General features: G+C 64.0%; 15 protein-coding genes. 10 read left to right on the forward strand and 5 right to left on the reverse strand.

Going from position 1 to position 16307, the window contains the following annotated elements:
- Positions 1–702 (reverse strand): hypothetical protein (locus tag Q4G20_RS06625; protein ID WP_303342625.1); only part of this gene is annotated, 702 nt, incomplete at its 3' end.
- Positions 703–814: 112 nt separating this feature from the next.
- Positions 815–1558: a uroporphyrinogen-III C-methyltransferase gene (cobA, locus tag Q4G20_RS06630; protein ID WP_303342626.1), complete on the reverse strand. Its 744-nt coding sequence runs from the start codon at positions 1556–1558 to the stop codon at positions 815–817.
- A gap of 75 nt (positions 1559–1633) precedes the next feature.
- Between cobA and Q4G20_RS06635 the strand changes: the two genes are divergently transcribed.
- The 7 genes from Q4G20_RS06635 to aroC all read left to right on the forward strand — a co-directional run bounded on the left by Q4G20_RS06635 (position 1634) and on the right by aroC (position 10217).
- On the forward strand, positions 1634–2986 hold the full coding sequence (locus Q4G20_RS06635; protein ID WP_303342627.1) for a deoxyribodipyrimidine photo-lyase: 1353 nt from the start codon (positions 1634–1636) through the stop codon (positions 2984–2986).
- 77 nt (positions 2987–3063) lie between these two features.
- Complete coding sequence (locus Q4G20_RS06640; protein WP_303342628.1) at positions 3064–4092, forward strand: LacI family DNA-binding transcriptional regulator; 1029 nt, start codon at positions 3064–3066, stop codon at positions 4090–4092.
- An 82-nt stretch (positions 4093–4174) separates the two neighbouring features.
- Entirely contained in the window at positions 4175–5092 is a 918-nt protein-coding gene (gene argC / locus Q4G20_RS06645; protein WP_303342629.1) for an N-acetyl-gamma-glutamyl-phosphate reductase, read from the forward strand.
- Positions 5093–5221: 129 nt separating this feature from the next.
- Positions 5222–5647 (forward strand): hypothetical protein, encoded by a 426-nt coding sequence (locus Q4G20_RS06650; protein WP_303342630.1) that lies wholly within the window; start codon positions 5222–5224, stop codon positions 5645–5647.
- A gap of 13 nt (positions 5648–5660) precedes the next feature.
- Complete coding sequence (locus Q4G20_RS06655) at positions 5661–6440, forward strand: calcium-binding protein (RefSeq protein ID WP_303342631.1); 780 nt, start codon at positions 5661–5663, stop codon at positions 6438–6440.
- Positions 6441–6502: 62 nt separating this feature from the next.
- Entirely contained in the window at positions 6503–9127 is a 2625-nt protein-coding gene (gene mutS, locus Q4G20_RS06660) for a DNA mismatch repair protein MutS (RefSeq protein WP_303342632.1), read from the forward strand.
- Entirely contained in the window at positions 9117–10217 is a 1101-nt protein-coding gene (gene aroC / locus Q4G20_RS06665; protein ID WP_303342633.1) for a chorismate synthase, read from the forward strand. The genes mutS and aroC overlap by 11 nt, the downstream gene beginning before the upstream one ends.
- A 19-nt stretch (positions 10218–10236) precedes the next feature.
- Here aroC and Q4G20_RS06670 read toward each other — a convergent pair whose 3' ends face one another.
- Positions 10237–11625 carry a phosphomannomutase gene (locus Q4G20_RS06670; RefSeq protein ID WP_303342634.1) on the reverse strand — a complete coding sequence of 463 codons (1389 nt, stop codon included), beginning with the start codon at positions 11623–11625 and terminating at the stop codon, positions 10237–10239.
- Between the two features lie 391 nt (positions 11626–12016).
- On the opposite strand from Q4G20_RS06670, the gene arfB reads away from it, so the two are divergent.
- The 3 genes from arfB to Q4G20_RS06685 are packed head-to-tail and all read left to right on the forward strand — an operon-like array spanning position 12017 to position 14338.
- Positions 12017–12439 carry an alternative ribosome rescue aminoacyl-tRNA hydrolase ArfB gene (arfB, locus tag Q4G20_RS06675; protein ID WP_303342635.1) on the forward strand — a complete coding sequence of 141 codons (423 nt, stop codon included), beginning with the start codon at positions 12017–12019 and terminating at the stop codon, positions 12437–12439.
- On the forward strand, positions 12436–12894 hold the full coding sequence (locus Q4G20_RS06680) for an NUDIX hydrolase (protein WP_303342636.1): 459 nt from the start codon (positions 12436–12438) through the stop codon (positions 12892–12894). Before arfB ends, Q4G20_RS06680 begins: the two co-directional genes overlap by 4 nt.
- Before the next feature lie 46 nt (positions 12895–12940).
- Complete coding sequence (locus Q4G20_RS06685; protein ID WP_303342637.1) at positions 12941–14338, forward strand: inorganic phosphate transporter; 1398 nt, start codon at positions 12941–12943, stop codon at positions 14336–14338.
- Here the strand turns inward: Q4G20_RS06685 and pncB are convergent.
- Entirely contained in the window at positions 14335–15627 is a 1293-nt protein-coding gene (gene pncB, locus Q4G20_RS06690) for a nicotinate phosphoribosyltransferase (protein WP_303342638.1), read from the reverse strand. The genes Q4G20_RS06685 and pncB overlap by 4 nt on opposite strands.
- Before the next feature lie 59 nt (positions 15628–15686).
- Positions 15687–16283 (reverse strand): bifunctional nicotinamidase/pyrazinamidase, encoded by a 597-nt coding sequence (gene pncA / locus Q4G20_RS06695; RefSeq protein ID WP_303342639.1) that lies wholly within the window; start codon positions 16281–16283, stop codon positions 15687–15689.
- Between the last annotated feature and the right edge of the window lie 24 nt (positions 16284–16307).

The raw sequence follows: 16307 nt of genomic DNA on the forward strand, positions 1-16307 counted from the left end.
AATCTGGGCGGTGCCGATCTGGTTGGGCAGGTCATAGCCCAGTTCCTGCCGCCCGTCATGCACCGCCGCAGCGATCAGTTTTCCCGCATCGGTCAGGCGAAAGCTGCCGATGCTGTTGCCCAGACCGGATGCCGCGATCAGAAACTGGCGGCCTTCGACCATGGCCGGGGCGACGGTGTCGATTTGGGCGCCGGGCGCGGCCTCGGCCACCGCAAGCCGGGCGGATGACAGCCGCGTCACCGCCGCCCCATCCGCGCGAAACATCGCCACAGTCAGCCCATTCGCGCCCGCCGACCAGATCAGGTCATTCACCACGCCCATGCTGGTGATATTCCGGCCCAGTGCGTTTGCCGGAAATGTTGCGCCAAAGGGGGCAAGCGCGCCGTTATGCGCCCGCACCTCGACCGGTTGGTGGGTCGCGTCGGAAAATCCGGCCATATGGACATAATTCCGCCCATTGACCTGATGCAGCATCATCGCCGGTTCGCGTTGATAGCCAAATTCATCGGGCCAGGGGCGGCTGCGCATCATTTCCAGCCCCGCCGTCGCCGTTATGCGATAGCTGCTGATCCCGCCGCCGATATGCGTTGCCACCATCAAAATCGGCGCATCACCGTTCGGCACAATCAGCAGATCGGTGATACGAGCCAGCCAGCGATGTGATGCGGACGTGAATGTGTCCACATGGCGAAAGGTCAGCATGGGTCCTGCCAGCATGGCCGCACGGGGCCACAAATCGGGAATAGGTCCGCTTTAGAAAGACCGAATCCGCCGATTCTGGCAAATCTTAAATAGTTTGAATTTTAACGGTATTTTACAGATATGAATGCGCCAGCGGACCATAGAGGATCAGCGCAGGCTGATCGGGCGCGGCATCGGTCAGCATATCCACCAACCCGCCAAGCGTGCTGCGGATCAGGCGCTGATGGGGATGGCCCACCGATTCCGCGAACAAAGCGGGCGTGTCGCCGGGCAGGCCGTGATCGGCCAGACCGCGCGCCAGTTCGGGAAAGCTGCGCTGCCCCATGAACACCACGGTCGTCGCCAACGGGTCGGCAAGCGCGGGCCAGTTCACATCCTGCGGCAGTTTCCCGGTCACATCGGCGCCGGTCACAAATTGCACCCGCCGCGCGGTCAGGCGCCGCGTCAGGGGAATCCCCGCCGCCGCCGCCGCCGCACTGGCGGATGAGACGCCGGGGATGATCTCGAACGGGATACCGGCGGCGGTGATGGCGATCAGTTCTTCCTCTAACCGGCCGAAAATCCCGGAATCGCCGGATTTCAGCCGCACCACCCGCCGCCCCGCGCGGGCGTGCTGCACGATCAGGTCGTTCACCGTTTCCTGTTTCGCCGATGGCCGGCCGGCGCGTTTGCCTACGGCGATGCGTTCCGCCTGCGGGCCGGCGTGGTCCAGCACCGGACCCGATGCCAGATCGTCAAACAGCACCACATCCGCCCGCGCCAGACGATCAACCGCCTTCAGCGTCAATAATTCGGGATCCCCCGGCCCCGCCGAAACCAAAGACACAAAACCGGGTTGATCTGCTGGGCTGGTCACGATGCTGGCCTTTATGGGATGCGTAAAGCCTTGCTATACCATCGCAAAGCTGTGTGACAATATAAGGGTGCGTTGATGACCGTGATTTGCTGGTTTCGCCGGGTGCTGCGGCTGGATGATCATCCCGCGCTGATTGCCGCCGCGCAGTCGGGGGCGGTGATCCCCGTCGTCATCCTGTCCGGGCCTGAGGCAACCGCCACCCCCGCATCGGCCCAGCGTCAGGCCATGGCGCTGCCCGCACTGGACGCGGCCCTGCGCCGTCAGGGCAGCCGGTTGATCGTGCGGCGCGGCGATCCGGCCACCGTTCTGGCCGATCTGATGCGCGACAGCGGCGCGGACCATATTCACACCACGACCGGGTTTCCCTTTGCCGCCGATGATCTGGACCTGCCGGTGAGTTATCACCCGCTGGGCGATCTTGTTTCACGTGGAACGGTGTTAACCAAAACCGGAGGCATTTTCCGCGTGTTTTCCCCGTTCTGGAAGGCGCTGCGCCAGCACGACATCGCCCCGCCTTTGCCCGCGCCGCGCCTGACCGCGCCCGATCAGTGGCCCGACAGCGACGCCCCCGACTGGCCCGAGGCCCGCTCTGCCATGCGCCGGGGCTGGGATGTGGTGGCCGAACACATCACAGCGGGCGAGGATGCGGCCCTGTCCCGGCTGGACACGTTTCTGGACGATGCCGTGACCGCGTATAAAGACAACCGCAACGATCCATGGCGCGACGGGGCCACATCAAATCTGTCGGATTCGCTGGCCGTGGGGGAAATCAGCGCGCGGCGGATCTGGCATCGCTGCCAGCCGCTGATGCAGGACGGCGTGCCGGGGGTGGATCATTTCCTGTCCGAATTGGCATGGCGCGAATTTGCGCGCGAATTGTTTCACGACATGCCCGCCATGGACCGTCAGAACTGGCGCCCGGAATGGAACGACTTTCCGTGGCGCAGCGATAATGACGATGCCTGTGCATGGCGGCGCGGGCAAACCGGGGTGGATATGGTCGATGCCGGGATGCGGGAATTGTTCGCAACCGGACGGATGCACAACCGCGTGCGCATGATCGCCGCCAGTTATCTGACCAAACATCTGCTGACCGATTGGCGGGTGGGGCTGGATTGGTTTGCGCAGACATTAACCGATTGGGATCCCGCATCGAATGCGATGAACTGGCAATGGGTCGCCGGATGCGGGCCGGATGCCGCGCCCTATTTCCGCATTTTCAACCCCGACACGCAGGGGGACAAATTCGACCCGAAATCGGCCTATCGCAACCATTGGTTGCGCCCCATGGCTGCGGGCGCGCTGCAATTTGAACAGGCCGCGCCGCTGTCATGGCGCATCAATCTGGCGCATCGCCCGAAACCGTCGCTGACGCTGGCCGATGGGCGGGAACGCGCCCTTGCGGCCTATGCCCGGCTGAAAGACTAACCTGGCGCGGTTGCCAAGCGACCCGCGATGTCCCATTCATATGCGGATGATCCGTGCATATACATGACCGAAAGACCATGAATCTTAAGGAATTTGCCCAGATCGTGGGCATGTCGCAAACCACCGTCAGCCGCGCCCTGAACGGCCACCCCGAGGTGAGCGAGCGCACCCGCGCCCGTATTCTGGCCGAGGCGCGGCGGCTGGGTTACAGCCCCAACACCTATGCCCGGTCGCTGGCCATGGGGCATGGGCAGGTGATCGGCTGCATGATCCCGGCGCACGGACGCGATGAAATCGTGAACCCGATTTACGCGGATTTTCTGGCGGGGGTGGGCGCGGTCTGCGCGCAGCGCCGCTTTGATATCAACCTGTCGGTGGTCCCCGATCTGGACGACCCCGAAACCTATCGCGGGCTGAAATCCAAAGGCATGGTCGGCGGCGTTATCGTGCAGTTTCCGCGCGTGAATGACCCGCGCCCGGCGCTCTTGTCGCAGATCGGGCTGCCCTTTGTGGTGCATGGCCGGGTCAGTCAATGCGACACGCCCTATTCCTGGGTGGATGTGAACAACCGTCGGGCCTTTGAACGGGCGGCGGGGTTTCTGATCCAGCTGGGGCATCGCGATATTGCGCTGCTGAACGGGGATGAAACGCTGGATTTTGCGCATCGGCGGCGGGACGGCGTGGTCGCGGCGCTGCGCGACAGCGGGCTGTCGCCGGACCCCGCGCGGATGTTTTCGGGCGATATGACGGTCGCCTATGGCTATAGCCATGCGCGCAAGCTGTTGGCGCAAGACCGCCCGCCGACGGCGATTCTCTGCGCGGCGACAATGATTGCGATTGGCGTGCAGCAGGCCGCGCAGCAGGCGGGGCTGCAACTGGGCCGCGATCTGTCGGTGCTGACCTTTGACGATGACCTGTCATATTACAGCAACCCCGAAACCGAACCGGTCTTTACCGCCATGCGGTCGCCGGTGCGCGCGCATGGCCAATGCATCGCGGATGTGCTGCTGACCAAAGTCACCACCGGCGACGACGCCCCCGTGTCGAAACTGTTCGAGGCCGAGCTGGTCGTCGGCCAGTCCACGGCCCCGCCCGCACGCGGCTGAGGCGGCGCATCGCGGCGCACATCACAGCGTTGTCGCGGGCCGCGACATTTGTTAGGACGGGGCGACCAAACAGGGGGTGGCCATGGCTTACAGCGTATTCATCGACGGCGAGGCAGGAACAACCGGGCTGCGCATCCGCGACCGCCTGCAATTGCGCGATGATATTCGCCTGATCCAACTGGACCCTGCCCTGCGCAAAGATACCGCCGCGCGGCGTGATGCCTTTGCCGCCGCCGATGTGGCGATTTTGTGCCTGCCCGATGATGCCGCGCGCGAAGCCGTGGCCCTGACCCGCGATCTGGATGTGCGGCTGATTGATGCGTCCAGTGCGCATCGGGTCGATGAACGCTGGGCCTATGGGTTTCCCGAACTGGATGCCGATTTGCGCGCGGCGATTGCGGATGCGCAACTGGTGTCCAATCCCGGCTGTTACGCCACGGGTGCGATTGCGATGATTGCGCCTTTGTTGGATGCCGGGCTGATCGACGACGAAGAACCCCTGACCATCAACGCCATCAGCGGATATACCGGCGGCGGCAAAGCCTTGGTCGCCGAATACGAAGACGGCGACGCGCCCGATCATTTCATCTATGCGCTGAATCAGCATCACAAACATATCCCGGAAATCATGGGGTTAACGGGGCTGCGGGTGCAGCCGGTCTTTGCGCCCTCGGTCGGGAATTTCGCGCAAGGCATGGCGGTGCAACTGCCCTTGCATCTGGACGAAGAGCGCACCGTGTCGGCGCTGCATGACGCGTTGTCGGATCACTATGTGGGCGCGCATTTCGTCCGCGTGCTGCCGATGGATCACTGGGGCGCGCGCATTGTCCCCACGTCGCTGAACGGCACGAATATGCTGAATATCAGCGTTCAGGGCGATGACAACACCGGCTGCGCGACCGTCGTTGCCGTTCTGGACAATCTGGGCAAAGGCGCGTCGGGGGCTGCGGTGCAGAACCTGAACATTATGCTGGGTCTGGACGAAACAACCGGGCTGTAAGGCGCGATCACGCTGTGGTGATTGGTCGCGCGCGCCCCTGTTCGGCGGGCTGATTGTGTCGCACATTGCGGCCAAGGCGCAGGATTGTTGCGCTGGTTCGGCCCGACGCGGCCTTGTGGAGTGTGGCCGATGGCCCGTCTGTTCACCTGTCCCGACCTGTCATCCTTTGACCAGCGGGCCTTTGACCTGCGCCACATTCTGAACGCGCCGCTGGAAACCTCGTATCGCCCCGGCACCATGCTGATGGGCAATCCGTCCTATCGCGATGTGTTTTTCACCTGTTGGAAGGATGACGGCGCGATGATGGCCGGGGGCTTTGCTGGCCCGCAGATCACCGTCAGCAACGGCCATATGACCGGCGGCACCGTCACCACGTTTTCGCAGTTGCAGGTCATCAAGGGCACCGCCACCCCACTGTGGGAAATGACCGGGTTATTCATCGAAGCCCGCGATCTGGACCGCGCGGCGCGCAGCCCGTCGCTTGATGATGACCGCGCCGTCATCGCGCAACTGCTGTCGGGGCCGGATCAGATCCGCCTGACCCCCGGGCCATGATTACGCGCGCGGCATGGGCGGGAATGACACGCTGTTCGGGATGGCGGGCGACGACCGTCTGTTCGGCGGTGACGGCAGCGATGTTCTGTATGGCGGGACGGGCCATGACCGGCTGTGGATGGATGACGGCAACGACATCCTGTTCGGCGGCGCGGGGCGTGATTGGGTGATGGTGGGCGCGCGCGCCGCGACCATCGACCTGTCGCGGACGGACGCGCAGTTGACGGGTTACGGCGTGGATCGCTTTGATCCGATTGAACATATCAGCGGCGGCGCGGGCGCGGATCGGCTGACCGGCAGTTCGGTGCGCAACATTCTGATCGGCGGGGCCGGGGACGATGTTCTGTGGGATCTGCGCGGCAATGACCGGTTAGAGGGCGGTTCCGGCAATGATCAGCTTCGCGGGGGGACGGGGCGTGATTACCTGACCGGCGGATCGGGCAATGATACGCTGATCGGCGGGTCGGGGTCGGACACGATGACCGGCGGCAGCGGCGCAGATCATTTCGTGTTCACGGCCCTGTCCGATATGACCGGGCGTGACCGGATCGTCGATTTTCAACGCGGCGTGGACCGGATTGATCTGTCGGGGGTGGATGCGCGTGTTGGGCGCGGCGATGATGCCTTTCACTGGATCGGGCAGGATGACTTCACCGCCGCCGGGCAGGCACGTTACAGCGTCACCGACGGCGTGACCACGGTGTTTCTGAACACCGACGCCGATCTGGACGCGGATGCGTCGTTCACCCTGCGCGGCGACCTGCATCTGACGGCGGCGGATTTCATCCTGTAACGGCTTTGCATCCGCCCGCCTGCCCGCGTAAAAGGGGCCGTTCGCTGACCCGAAAGGCCCCTATGTCTGACCAGCCCACCCCGATGATGGCGCAGTATCTGGCGATCCGGGACGCCAATCCCGGCGCGCTGCTGTTTTATCGCATGGGCGATTTCTATGAGATGTTCTTTGACGACGCGGTGCAGGCGGCGGCGGCACTGGACATTGCGCTGACCAAACGCGGCACGCATCAGGGCGAACCGATCCCGATGTGCGGCGTGCCGGTTCATGCCGCCGAAAGCTATCTGTTAACCCTGATCCGCAAAGGATTTCGCGTCGCCATTGCCGAACAGATGGAAGACCCGGCCGAGGCAAAGAAACGCGGCTCGAAATCCGTCGTCGCCCGCGATGTGGTGCGTCTGGTCACGCCCGGCACCCTGACCGAAGAATCGCTGCTCGAAGCGCGGCGCCACAATTATCTGGCGGCGTTTGCTGTGGTGCGGGATGGCTCGGCGCTGGCTTGGGTCGATATTTCCACGGGCGCGTTTCAGGTGATGACCTGCCCTGTGTCGCGTCTGGCCCCGGAACTGGCGCGTCTGGCCCCGCGCGAAGTGCTGGCCGCCGATGGGTCGGGGCTGGAGGATCTGGCCGCGGATGCCGGGGCGGCGCTGACCGAACGACATGCCGGCGCGTTTGATTCGGCGGCGGGCGCGCGGCGGTTATGCGCGCTGTATAACGTCGATACGCTGGACGGGTTCGGCGCGTTTGACCGGGCCGAGCTGGCCGCCATGGGGGCCATCGTCGATTATCTGGACCTGACGCAAAAAGGCAAACTGCCGCTGCTGCGTCCGCCGGTGCGCGAACAGGCGGGCGGCGTGATGCAGATTGACGCCGCGACCCGGCGCAATCTGGAACTGACTCAGGCGCTGTCCGGGGGGCGGGATGGGTCGCTGTTGGCCGCGATTGACCGCACCGTGACGGCGGCGGGCGCGCGGCTGCTGGAACGCCGCATCAGCGCGCCGTCGCGCGATCTGGCGGTGATCCATGCCCGCCATGACGGCGTGGCGGCTTTGGTCGATGATCCGCGTCTGTCGGCGGATCTGCGCGACGCACTGGCCCGCGTGCCGGATATGGACCGGGCGCTGTCGCGGCTGGCCTTGGACCGGGGCGGGCCGCGCGATCTGGCCGCGATCCGCGCAGGCCTGACCCAAGGGGCCGCCATTGCCGGACGCCTGCCGGACGCCGCGCCGCAGGTGCTGGCGGATGCCGCGCGCGATCTGCGCGGGCATGACGATCTGATCGACCTGCTGGATGACGCGCTGATTGCGGAACCGCCGCTGTTGGTGCGGGATGGCGGCTTTGTGGCCCCCGGCCATGACGCCGATCTGGACGACACCCGCCGCCTGCGCGACGAAGGCCGCGCCGTCATCGCCGGGATGCAGGCCGATTACGCCGAACTGGCCGGGATCAGCAGCCTGAAGATCAAACATAACAACGTCTTGGGCTATTTCATCGAAACAACCGCGACCCATGCCGATAAAATGCTGGCCGCGCCTCTGAACGACACCTTTATCCACCGGCAGACCACGGCGAACCAAATCCGGTTCACCACCGTGGCGCTGTCGGAATTGGAAACGCGCATCCTCAACGCCCGAGACCGCGCGCAGGACATCGAACGCACCGTGTTCGACCGTCTGCGCGCCGCCGTTCTGGCCCGTGCGCCGCAGATCGGGCAGGCCGCGCGAGGGCTGGCCGAGATTGACCTGACCGCCGCCTTTGCCGATCTGGCCGCGGGCGAAGGCTGGACCCGCCCCCGCGTTGATGACAGCCGCGCATTTCAGATCACCGGCGGGCGGCATCCGGTCGTCGAACGCGCGCTGAAACGCAAATCGCAGGCCTTTGTCGCCAATGATTGCGACCTGACGGCGGCGGCGACGCCCGCGATCTGGCTGTTGACCGGGCCGAATATGGCGGGGAAATCCACATTCCTGCGCCAGAACGCACTGGTCGCGGTGCTGGCGCAGGCGGGGGCCTTTGTCCCGGCGACCGACGCCCATATCGGCATGGTCAGCCAGTTGTTTTCCCGCGTGGGGGCGGCGGATGATCTGGCGCGGGGGCGGTCCACCTTTATGGTGGAAATGGTTGAAACCGCAGCGATTTTGAACCAGGCGGATGATCATGCTCTGGTCATTCTGGACGAAATCGGGCGCGGCACGGCGACCTGGGATGGCCTGTCAATCGCCTGGGCCGTGATGGAGCATTTGCACGGCGTCAACCGCTGTCGCGCGCTGTTTGCGACGCATTACCACGAAATGACGGCGCTGTCGGCGCGGTTGGATGGCGTCGAAAACGCCACCGTGACGGTGCGCGAATGGCAGGGTGAGGTGATTTTCCTGCATCAAGTCCGGCGCGGAGCCGCCGATCGCAGCTATGGCGTGCAGGTCGCGCGGCTGGCCGGGTTGCCCGCCGCCGTGGTGGACCGCGCGCGTCAGGTGCTGGACGCATTGGAATCGGGCGAACGCGACGGGGCCGCGCGTCCGGCGGCGCTGATCGACGATCTGCCGTTGTTCCGCGCCGCACCTCCGCCCGCGCCGAAAACCACGAACGCACTGGACGCGCGCCTGAAAGACGTGCATCCCGACAGTCTGACCGCGCGTCAGGCCTTGGATCTGGTCTATGAATTAAAGGCATTGCAGGATGAGCTATAACACCTTTGGCCGCGAGTTTCGGTTTACGACATGGGGCGAAAGCCATGGGCCTGCTTTGGGCGCAACCGTGGACGGCGTGCCGCCGGGGGTGCCGCTGACGCCTGAATTCATTCAGCAATTTCTGGACCGCCGCCGCCCCGGCACCAGCAAACACACCACGCAGCGCCGCGAACCCGATCAGGTGCGCATCCTGTCGGGCGTGTTCGACGGCGTCACCACCGGCACCGCGCTGCAACTGATGATCGACAACACCGATCAGCGGTCGAAAGATTACGGCGACATCGCCACCAGCTTTCGCCCCGGCCATGCCGACATCACCTATCACCTGAAATATGGCGTGCGCGATTATCGCGGCGGCGGGCGGTCGAGCGCGCGCGAAACCGCGGCGCGGGTCGCGGCGGGCGGCGTGGCGCAGGCGGTGCTGGGCGCATTGGTCCCCGATCTGCGGATCACGGGGTATATGGTGCAGATGGGCGCGCTGCATCTGGACCGGTCGCGGTTCGACGCATCCGCGATTTCGGAAAACCCGTTTTTCCTGCCCGATGCGGGTGCTGTGGGCGAATGGTCCGATTATCTGGACGGCATCCGCCGCGATCAGAACAGCGTCGGCGCCGCGATCGAGGTGTTAATTCAGAACTGTCCCCCCGGTCTGGGCGCGCCGGTTTATGCGAAGCTGGACACCGATCTGGCCGCTGCGATGATGTCGATTAACGCGGTCAAGGGCGTGGAAATCGGCGAAGGCATGGCCGCCGCCGCCCTGACCGGTGTGGAAAACGCCGACGAAATCCGCATGACGCCGGACGGGCCGCAATTCCTGTCGAACCATGCCGGCGGGATTCTGGGCGGCATTTCAACGGGTCAGGATATTGTCGTGCGGTTTTCGATCAAGCCGACCAGTTCGATCACGACGCCGCGCCGGTCGATCAACGCCTTGGGTCAGAATATTGACGTGATCACCAAGGGCCGTCACGATCCCTGCGTGGGCATCCGCGCCGTCCCCGTGGCCGAGGCTATGGCCGCCTGCGTGATTCTGGACCATCTGCTGATGGACCGCGCCCAGACGGGCGGGGTGCGCGGGCGGATCGGGTAAGCCCGCGCCTTCTGGCGGCTCAGCCCTGAAGGGCCGCCGCCAATTCCGCCTGTTTTTCCGCAACCAAGCCTGCATCGCCATCGGATTCGACATTCAGCCGCACCACCGGTTCGGTGTTCGATTTGCGCAGGTTGAACCGCCAGTTGCCGAAATCCAGCGACACGCCATCCAGATCATCGCGCCCCTGCGCCTGCGGGCCAAAGCGGTCGATCACGCGCGCAATCGCGGCATCGGCGTTGTCGATGTGGTAATTCGTTTCACCCGATGACGGATAAAGCCGCATCCGTTCCGACAGCAGATCGGCCAGCGTTTTGCCTTTGCGCGACAGCAATTCGATGACCAAGAGCCACGGGATCATGCCGCTGTCACAATAATAAAAGTCGCGGAAATAATGATGCGCCGACATCTCGCCGCCGTAAATCGCGCCCACATCGCGCATTTTGCGTTTGATAAAGGCGTGGCCGGTTTTGCTGACCACGGCCTGACCGCCCGCATCCGAAATCATCGCGCGGGTGTTCATGATGACGCGGGGGTCATGCACCACCTGTTCGCCGGGCGATTTTTCCAAAAACGCAGCGCCCAACAGCCCGACGATGTATTCGCCGGGGATGAAAGTGCCGCTGTCATCGAAAAAGAAACAGCGGTCGAAATCGCCATCCCATGCGACACCCAGATCGGCACCGTGTTCGCGCACCGCATCCGAGGTCACCGGCTGATTTTCCGGCAGCAGAGGGTTCGGAATCCCGTTCGGAAAGCGGCAATCCACGTCGTGATGCATCCGCACAAAGGTCAGCGGCGCGCCCCGGCGGTCCAGCTCGGCCGCGATCGCGTCAAAGGTCGGGCCAGCGGTGCCGTTGCCCGCATTGACCAGAATCTTCATCGGTTTCAACGCGTTCACATCGACGAAATCCGCCATAGCGCGGGCGTAATCAGCGCGGGCAGGACTGAAATCGGTGACGCGGCCCTTGGTCGCAGGGGCGAAATCGCCCGATTGCGCCAGTTCGACAATTGGCGGCAATTCCGTCGCCGGGTCCAAGGGCGCCGAGCCGCGCCCCACGATCTTCATCCCGTTATAGCTGATGGGATTGTGCGATGCGGTCACCTCGATCCCGCCGTCGCTGTCTTGGTTGCCGGTGTGGAAATACACTTCCTCGGTCCCGGCCAGCCCCAGATCCAGCACATCCGCGCCGCCATCGGTCAGTCCCGCAATCAACGCCGCCGCCAATTCGGGCGAGGATTCGCGGCTGTCGCGCCCCACAACCACCCGTTTGGCGTCCCGCGCCTGCGCAAAGGCCCGCCCGATGCGATAAGCCACGTCCGCATCCAGATTTTTGCCCAATTCGCCGCGCACGTCATACGCCTTGAAACAGGTAATGTCGCGGTGGCCCATCTGATCGTGTCCGGTCATGTGCAAGTCCCCTTTGGTTTTCCCTGCGCTAACAGGTTCGCGCGGATTTTCAAGCCGCATCTGCCTGTCTGACCAGGCATGACGCGCGCCCGAAATGTCGCAAAATGGTTACAAAACAACCCCATGACCCCATACCCTGATGACCGATTCGCCCCGGTCATACTAACCGGATGCGCAACCTATAGCCCGATCAGTGTGAAGATCCGGTTAACGCCGTCACCGTGTCCGCAGCCGTTTTGATATAACCACGGTCGCGGCGCTGCCCTGCGCCCTTTTGACCCGCACCGGAGGCCTGTTTTTTCGTATAGATTTAATGCAACAGGTCGATATTTTACGAAATATTAACATATTCGTGGTTTGAACTATCTGTGCGCATGAAATAAGGGCGGTCATGCTTCACGTGACCGATAACATAACCATCGCTGAATGGGAGCTGTCTGAACAGTTTACCCGCGCCCAGGGGCCGGGTGGGCAGAACGTGAATAAAGTGGAAACCGCAGTCGAATTACGGTTCGAGGCCGAGCGTTCGCCGCATTTGTCCGATCCCGTCAAGCGTCGTTTGAAACGATTGGCGGGGCGTCGTTGGACGCAGGATGGGGCGATTCTGATTCTGGCGCAGGAAACGCGCAGTCAGGCACGCAACCGGGAACTGGCGCGGGGCCGTCTGGCGGAACTTATTCGTCAGGCACTGGTTGCGCCCAAACGGCGCATCGCAACGAAACCGACACTGGGCAGCCAGCGGCGGCGACTGAAAACAAAGACAGAGCGCGGGCAGGTCAAATCCCTGCGGGGCAAGGTGGAATTAGAAGAGTGAACTCGTTTCGGCAGTCGATTGAAATGTTGGTCGGAAAACGCCCCCCTGCGATGCAGGTGGCGGCGATATGTCTGGATACCAGCGGTCAGAACGTGCTGCTGATCACCAGCCGCGGCACGGGCCGGTGGGTCATTCCGAAAGGCTGGCCGATGTCGGGCAAAACGCTGGCGCAGGCCGCCGAAATCGAAGCATGGGAAGAGGCGGGCGTCCGGGGCGAAGTCTCAACCGCTGCCATCGGCAGCTACAGCTATAAAAAGGATCAGAATCGCGGTTTTGCGATTCCGGTCACAGCGCAGGTCTATCTGTTGCAGGTGCGTGATACGGCCGATCAGTTCCCCGAAATGCATCAGCGCCGCCGTCAATGGTTCCCGCTGGAACAGGCGGCGGGTCTGGTTGCGGAACCGGGCTTGCGCGCGTTGTTCCTGCGATTGGCGCAAAAGGGCGCGGCGGCCTGATATGACCGCTGTTTCCCGCGCGTCCCATCGGCGGGGGCGCTGATCCGTGCATATTCTGGACAAAGATCTGGGTCGCATCACATGGGCCGAATCGGCGCAGCGTTCGGCCTTTCGCCCGGTGGGGCGGCTGGGTCTGGGGATGCTGGCGATCGTCGGCGTGCTGATCCTGACGGTCGGGCTGCTGGGCGGGCAGACGCAGGCGGTGATGCTGGGCGCGGGGATCTTGGTTGCGGCGTGGCTGGGCGTGTCGATTGGCGCCAATGACGTGGCCAATTCGCTGGGTCCGGCCTTTGGTGCGCGCGCGGTCGGCTTGGGCGTCGGGCTGGTGCTGGTGGCCGTGGCCGAAATCGCGGGCGCGGTTCTGGCGGGGCAGTCGGTGACGCTGCGGCTGACGGGGTTGTTTGACGCCGCCCGGCTGGTTTCGGGTGAACAGGCGCAGATCGTGATGCTGGCGGCGCTGATCGGCGCGGCCAGTTGGATCACGCTGGCCACGGGGATCGGCCTGCCGGTCAGCACGTCCCATTCCATCGTCGGCGGCATTGCCGGGGCGGGCGCGGTTGCGGTCGGCCTGTCCGGGGTGGCATGGGCGACCGTCGCGCGTATTGCACTGGTTTGGGTGGCGACGCCGATTGTCGCGGGGGGCCTTGCCGGGCTTTTGGTGATTTTCCTGCGCAGCCGCGTGATCCGCGCGCCCGACCGATGGGCGGCGGCGTTGTTCTGGCTGCCAGGGTTGGTCGGCGTGATGTGCGCGCTGTTTTCGGCCTATCTGGTGGTGCTGATTGCGCGGCCTGTCATGGTGCCGGGGATCGCGGCGCTGATCGGGATGGTCGTGGGCGCGGCGGGCTTTGCCGTAACCCGGCGCAGCGTGATGCAGCAGCGGGTGCAGACCGGCAAACCGGCGATGCGCGGGTTGTTGCGCCCGGCGCTGATCGTGGCGGTTGTCATGATGGGATTTGCCCATGGCGCCAATGACGTGGCCAATGTGGCGGGGCCGTTATCGGTCATTCTGGACGGCACGCTGGGGGGCGCATCGGCTCTGGCGCTGTTGGGGGCGGGGGTGGCGATCGCCGCCGGAACGCTGATTTTCGGGCGGCGTCTGGTGCGCATGGTGGGGCGCGGCATCACCCGGCTGAACGCCAGTCGCGCCTTTTGTGTGGCTCTGGCCACGGCCTGCACGGTTCTGGCGGCGTCCAGTTTCGGCTGGCCGGTGTCCACCACGCATATCGCGGTCGGCGGCGTGTTCGGCGTGGGCTTTGCCCGCGAATGGATGGACGCCCGCGACCGCCGCCGTCATGCGCCCTTTCCGGTCGAAGAACGCTGTCGCCGCCGCCTGATCCGGCGCAGCCATGTGGCCACGATCACCGCCGCCTGGACAGTGACCCTGCCGATCACGGCGGGTTTTGGCGCAGCGGTCTGCGCGCTGTTGCTGATGATCGCGGGTTAGACGACGACCGCCTGCGCCGTCTGATCGCCCACGCCAAAGACCCGTTTATAGCGGTCGATTTCATCCGCTGGTCCCGTCGCCTTGGCCGGATTGTCCGACAGTTTGACCGTAGGCCGGCCATTCGCCGCAACCGCCTTGCACACCAGACTGAACGGAGCCAGCCCATCATCCGGGACCAGGCCCCTGAAATCATTGGTCAACAACGTTCCCCAGCCAAAGCTGACCTTGACCCGGCCGTGGAATTGCTGATGCAGTTCGCGAATCCGCGCCACGTCCAGCCCGTCTGAAAAGATGATCAGCTTTTTCGTCGGATCTTCGCCCCGGTCCTGCCACCAGCGGATCGCGGTTTCTGCGCCGGTCGCGGGATCGCCGCTGTCGATGCGAACGCCGGTCCAGCCCGCCAGCCAATCCGGCGCGTCATTCAGAAACCCCGCCGTGCCATAGGTGTCGGGCAAAATGATGCGCAGATTGCCGTCATGTTCTTCGTGCCAATCGGCCAGAACGTCATAGGGCGCCTGACGCAGCGCATCGTCATTTTCGGCCAAGGCCGCGTAAACCATGGGCAATTCATGGGCGTTCGTGCCGATCGCCTCGATGTCGCGGCGCATGGCGATCAGGCAGTTTGACGTGCCGGTAAAGCTGTTGCCCAAGCCTTCGATCATGGCCTGAACGGCCCAATCCTGCCACAGGAAACTGTGCCGCCGCCGGGTGCCGAAATCGGCGATGCGGAGGCCGGGCAGGTCGCGCAGCGCGCCGATTTTTTCCCACAGCCGCGTCATCGCGCGCGCATACAGCACCTGCAATTCAAACCGGCCCATGTCTTTCAGAACCGCGCGCGACCGCAATTCCATCAGGATGGACAGCGCCGGAATTTCCCACAGCATCACCTGCGGCCAGCTGCCTTCAAAGGTCAGCTCATACTGCCCGTCGCGTTTTTCCAGATGATATTCCGGCAGGCGCAGATTTTCCAAAAACGCCATGAAATCCGGGCGGAACATCTGGCGTTTGCCATAGAATGTGTTGCCGCGCAGCCATGTGCTTTCGCCCCGCGTCAGGGACAGGCCGCGCACATGGTCCAGCTGTTCGCGCAATTCGCCTTCGTCGATCAGGTCGGCCAGACGGATGTTCTTGCTGCGATTGATCAGGCTGAAGGTGACATTCGTGTCGGGCCGGTTGCGGAAAACCGACTGACACATCAACAGCTTATAAAAATCCGTGTCGATCAGGGACCGCACAATCGGATCAATCTTCCATTTGTGGTTATACACGCGCGTGGCAATATCGGCCATGTTCGCCCCCTGTCGATGAACGCAGCATTGGTGCCTGTAAATGCCGCCCGGTGCAAGTGTCAGACCAGCCGCACCCCGGCCGCCTGCATATCGGCCCGCGCGCGGTCGGCGGAACCGTCCAGATCAATCGCGCGCGTGGCCGATGTGATGACCGTCACGTCAAACCCCAGCCGCGCCGCGTCAACCGCGCTGAAGGCCACGCAGAAATCCAAGGCCAGCCCGACCAGCGTCAGTTCCGTCAGCCCCCGGTCGCGCAAATAGCCCGCCAGCCCGGTGGGCGTGCTGCGGTCGTTTTCGAAAAACGCGGAATAGCTGTCGATCTGCGGGCGAAAGCCTTTGCGGATGATCAGATCGGCGCGGTTCTGGTCCAGATCAGGGTGAAAATCCGCGCCCGTGCTGCCGATGACGCAATGGCGCGGCCATAACACCTGTGGGCCATATGGCATGGTGATCACGCTGAACGGGTCCGCGCCCGCGTGGTTATCGGCAAAGCTGGCGTGACCCGCCGGGTGCCAGTCCTGCGTCAGAATAACCGCGCCCGCATCCGCCATCATCGCGTTGATGGGCGCCACGATCTGATCGCCCCCCGCCACGGCCAAGGCTCCGCCGGGGCAGAAATCATTCTGCACATCCACCACAATCAACGCATTTGCCATGTCGCCCCCTTTTCTGGCCCCGCA

The organism is Paracoccus sp. (in: a-proteobacteria), from assembly GCF_030538495.1.
Lineage (GTDB): Bacteria > Pseudomonadota > Alphaproteobacteria > Rhodobacterales > Rhodobacteraceae > Paracoccus.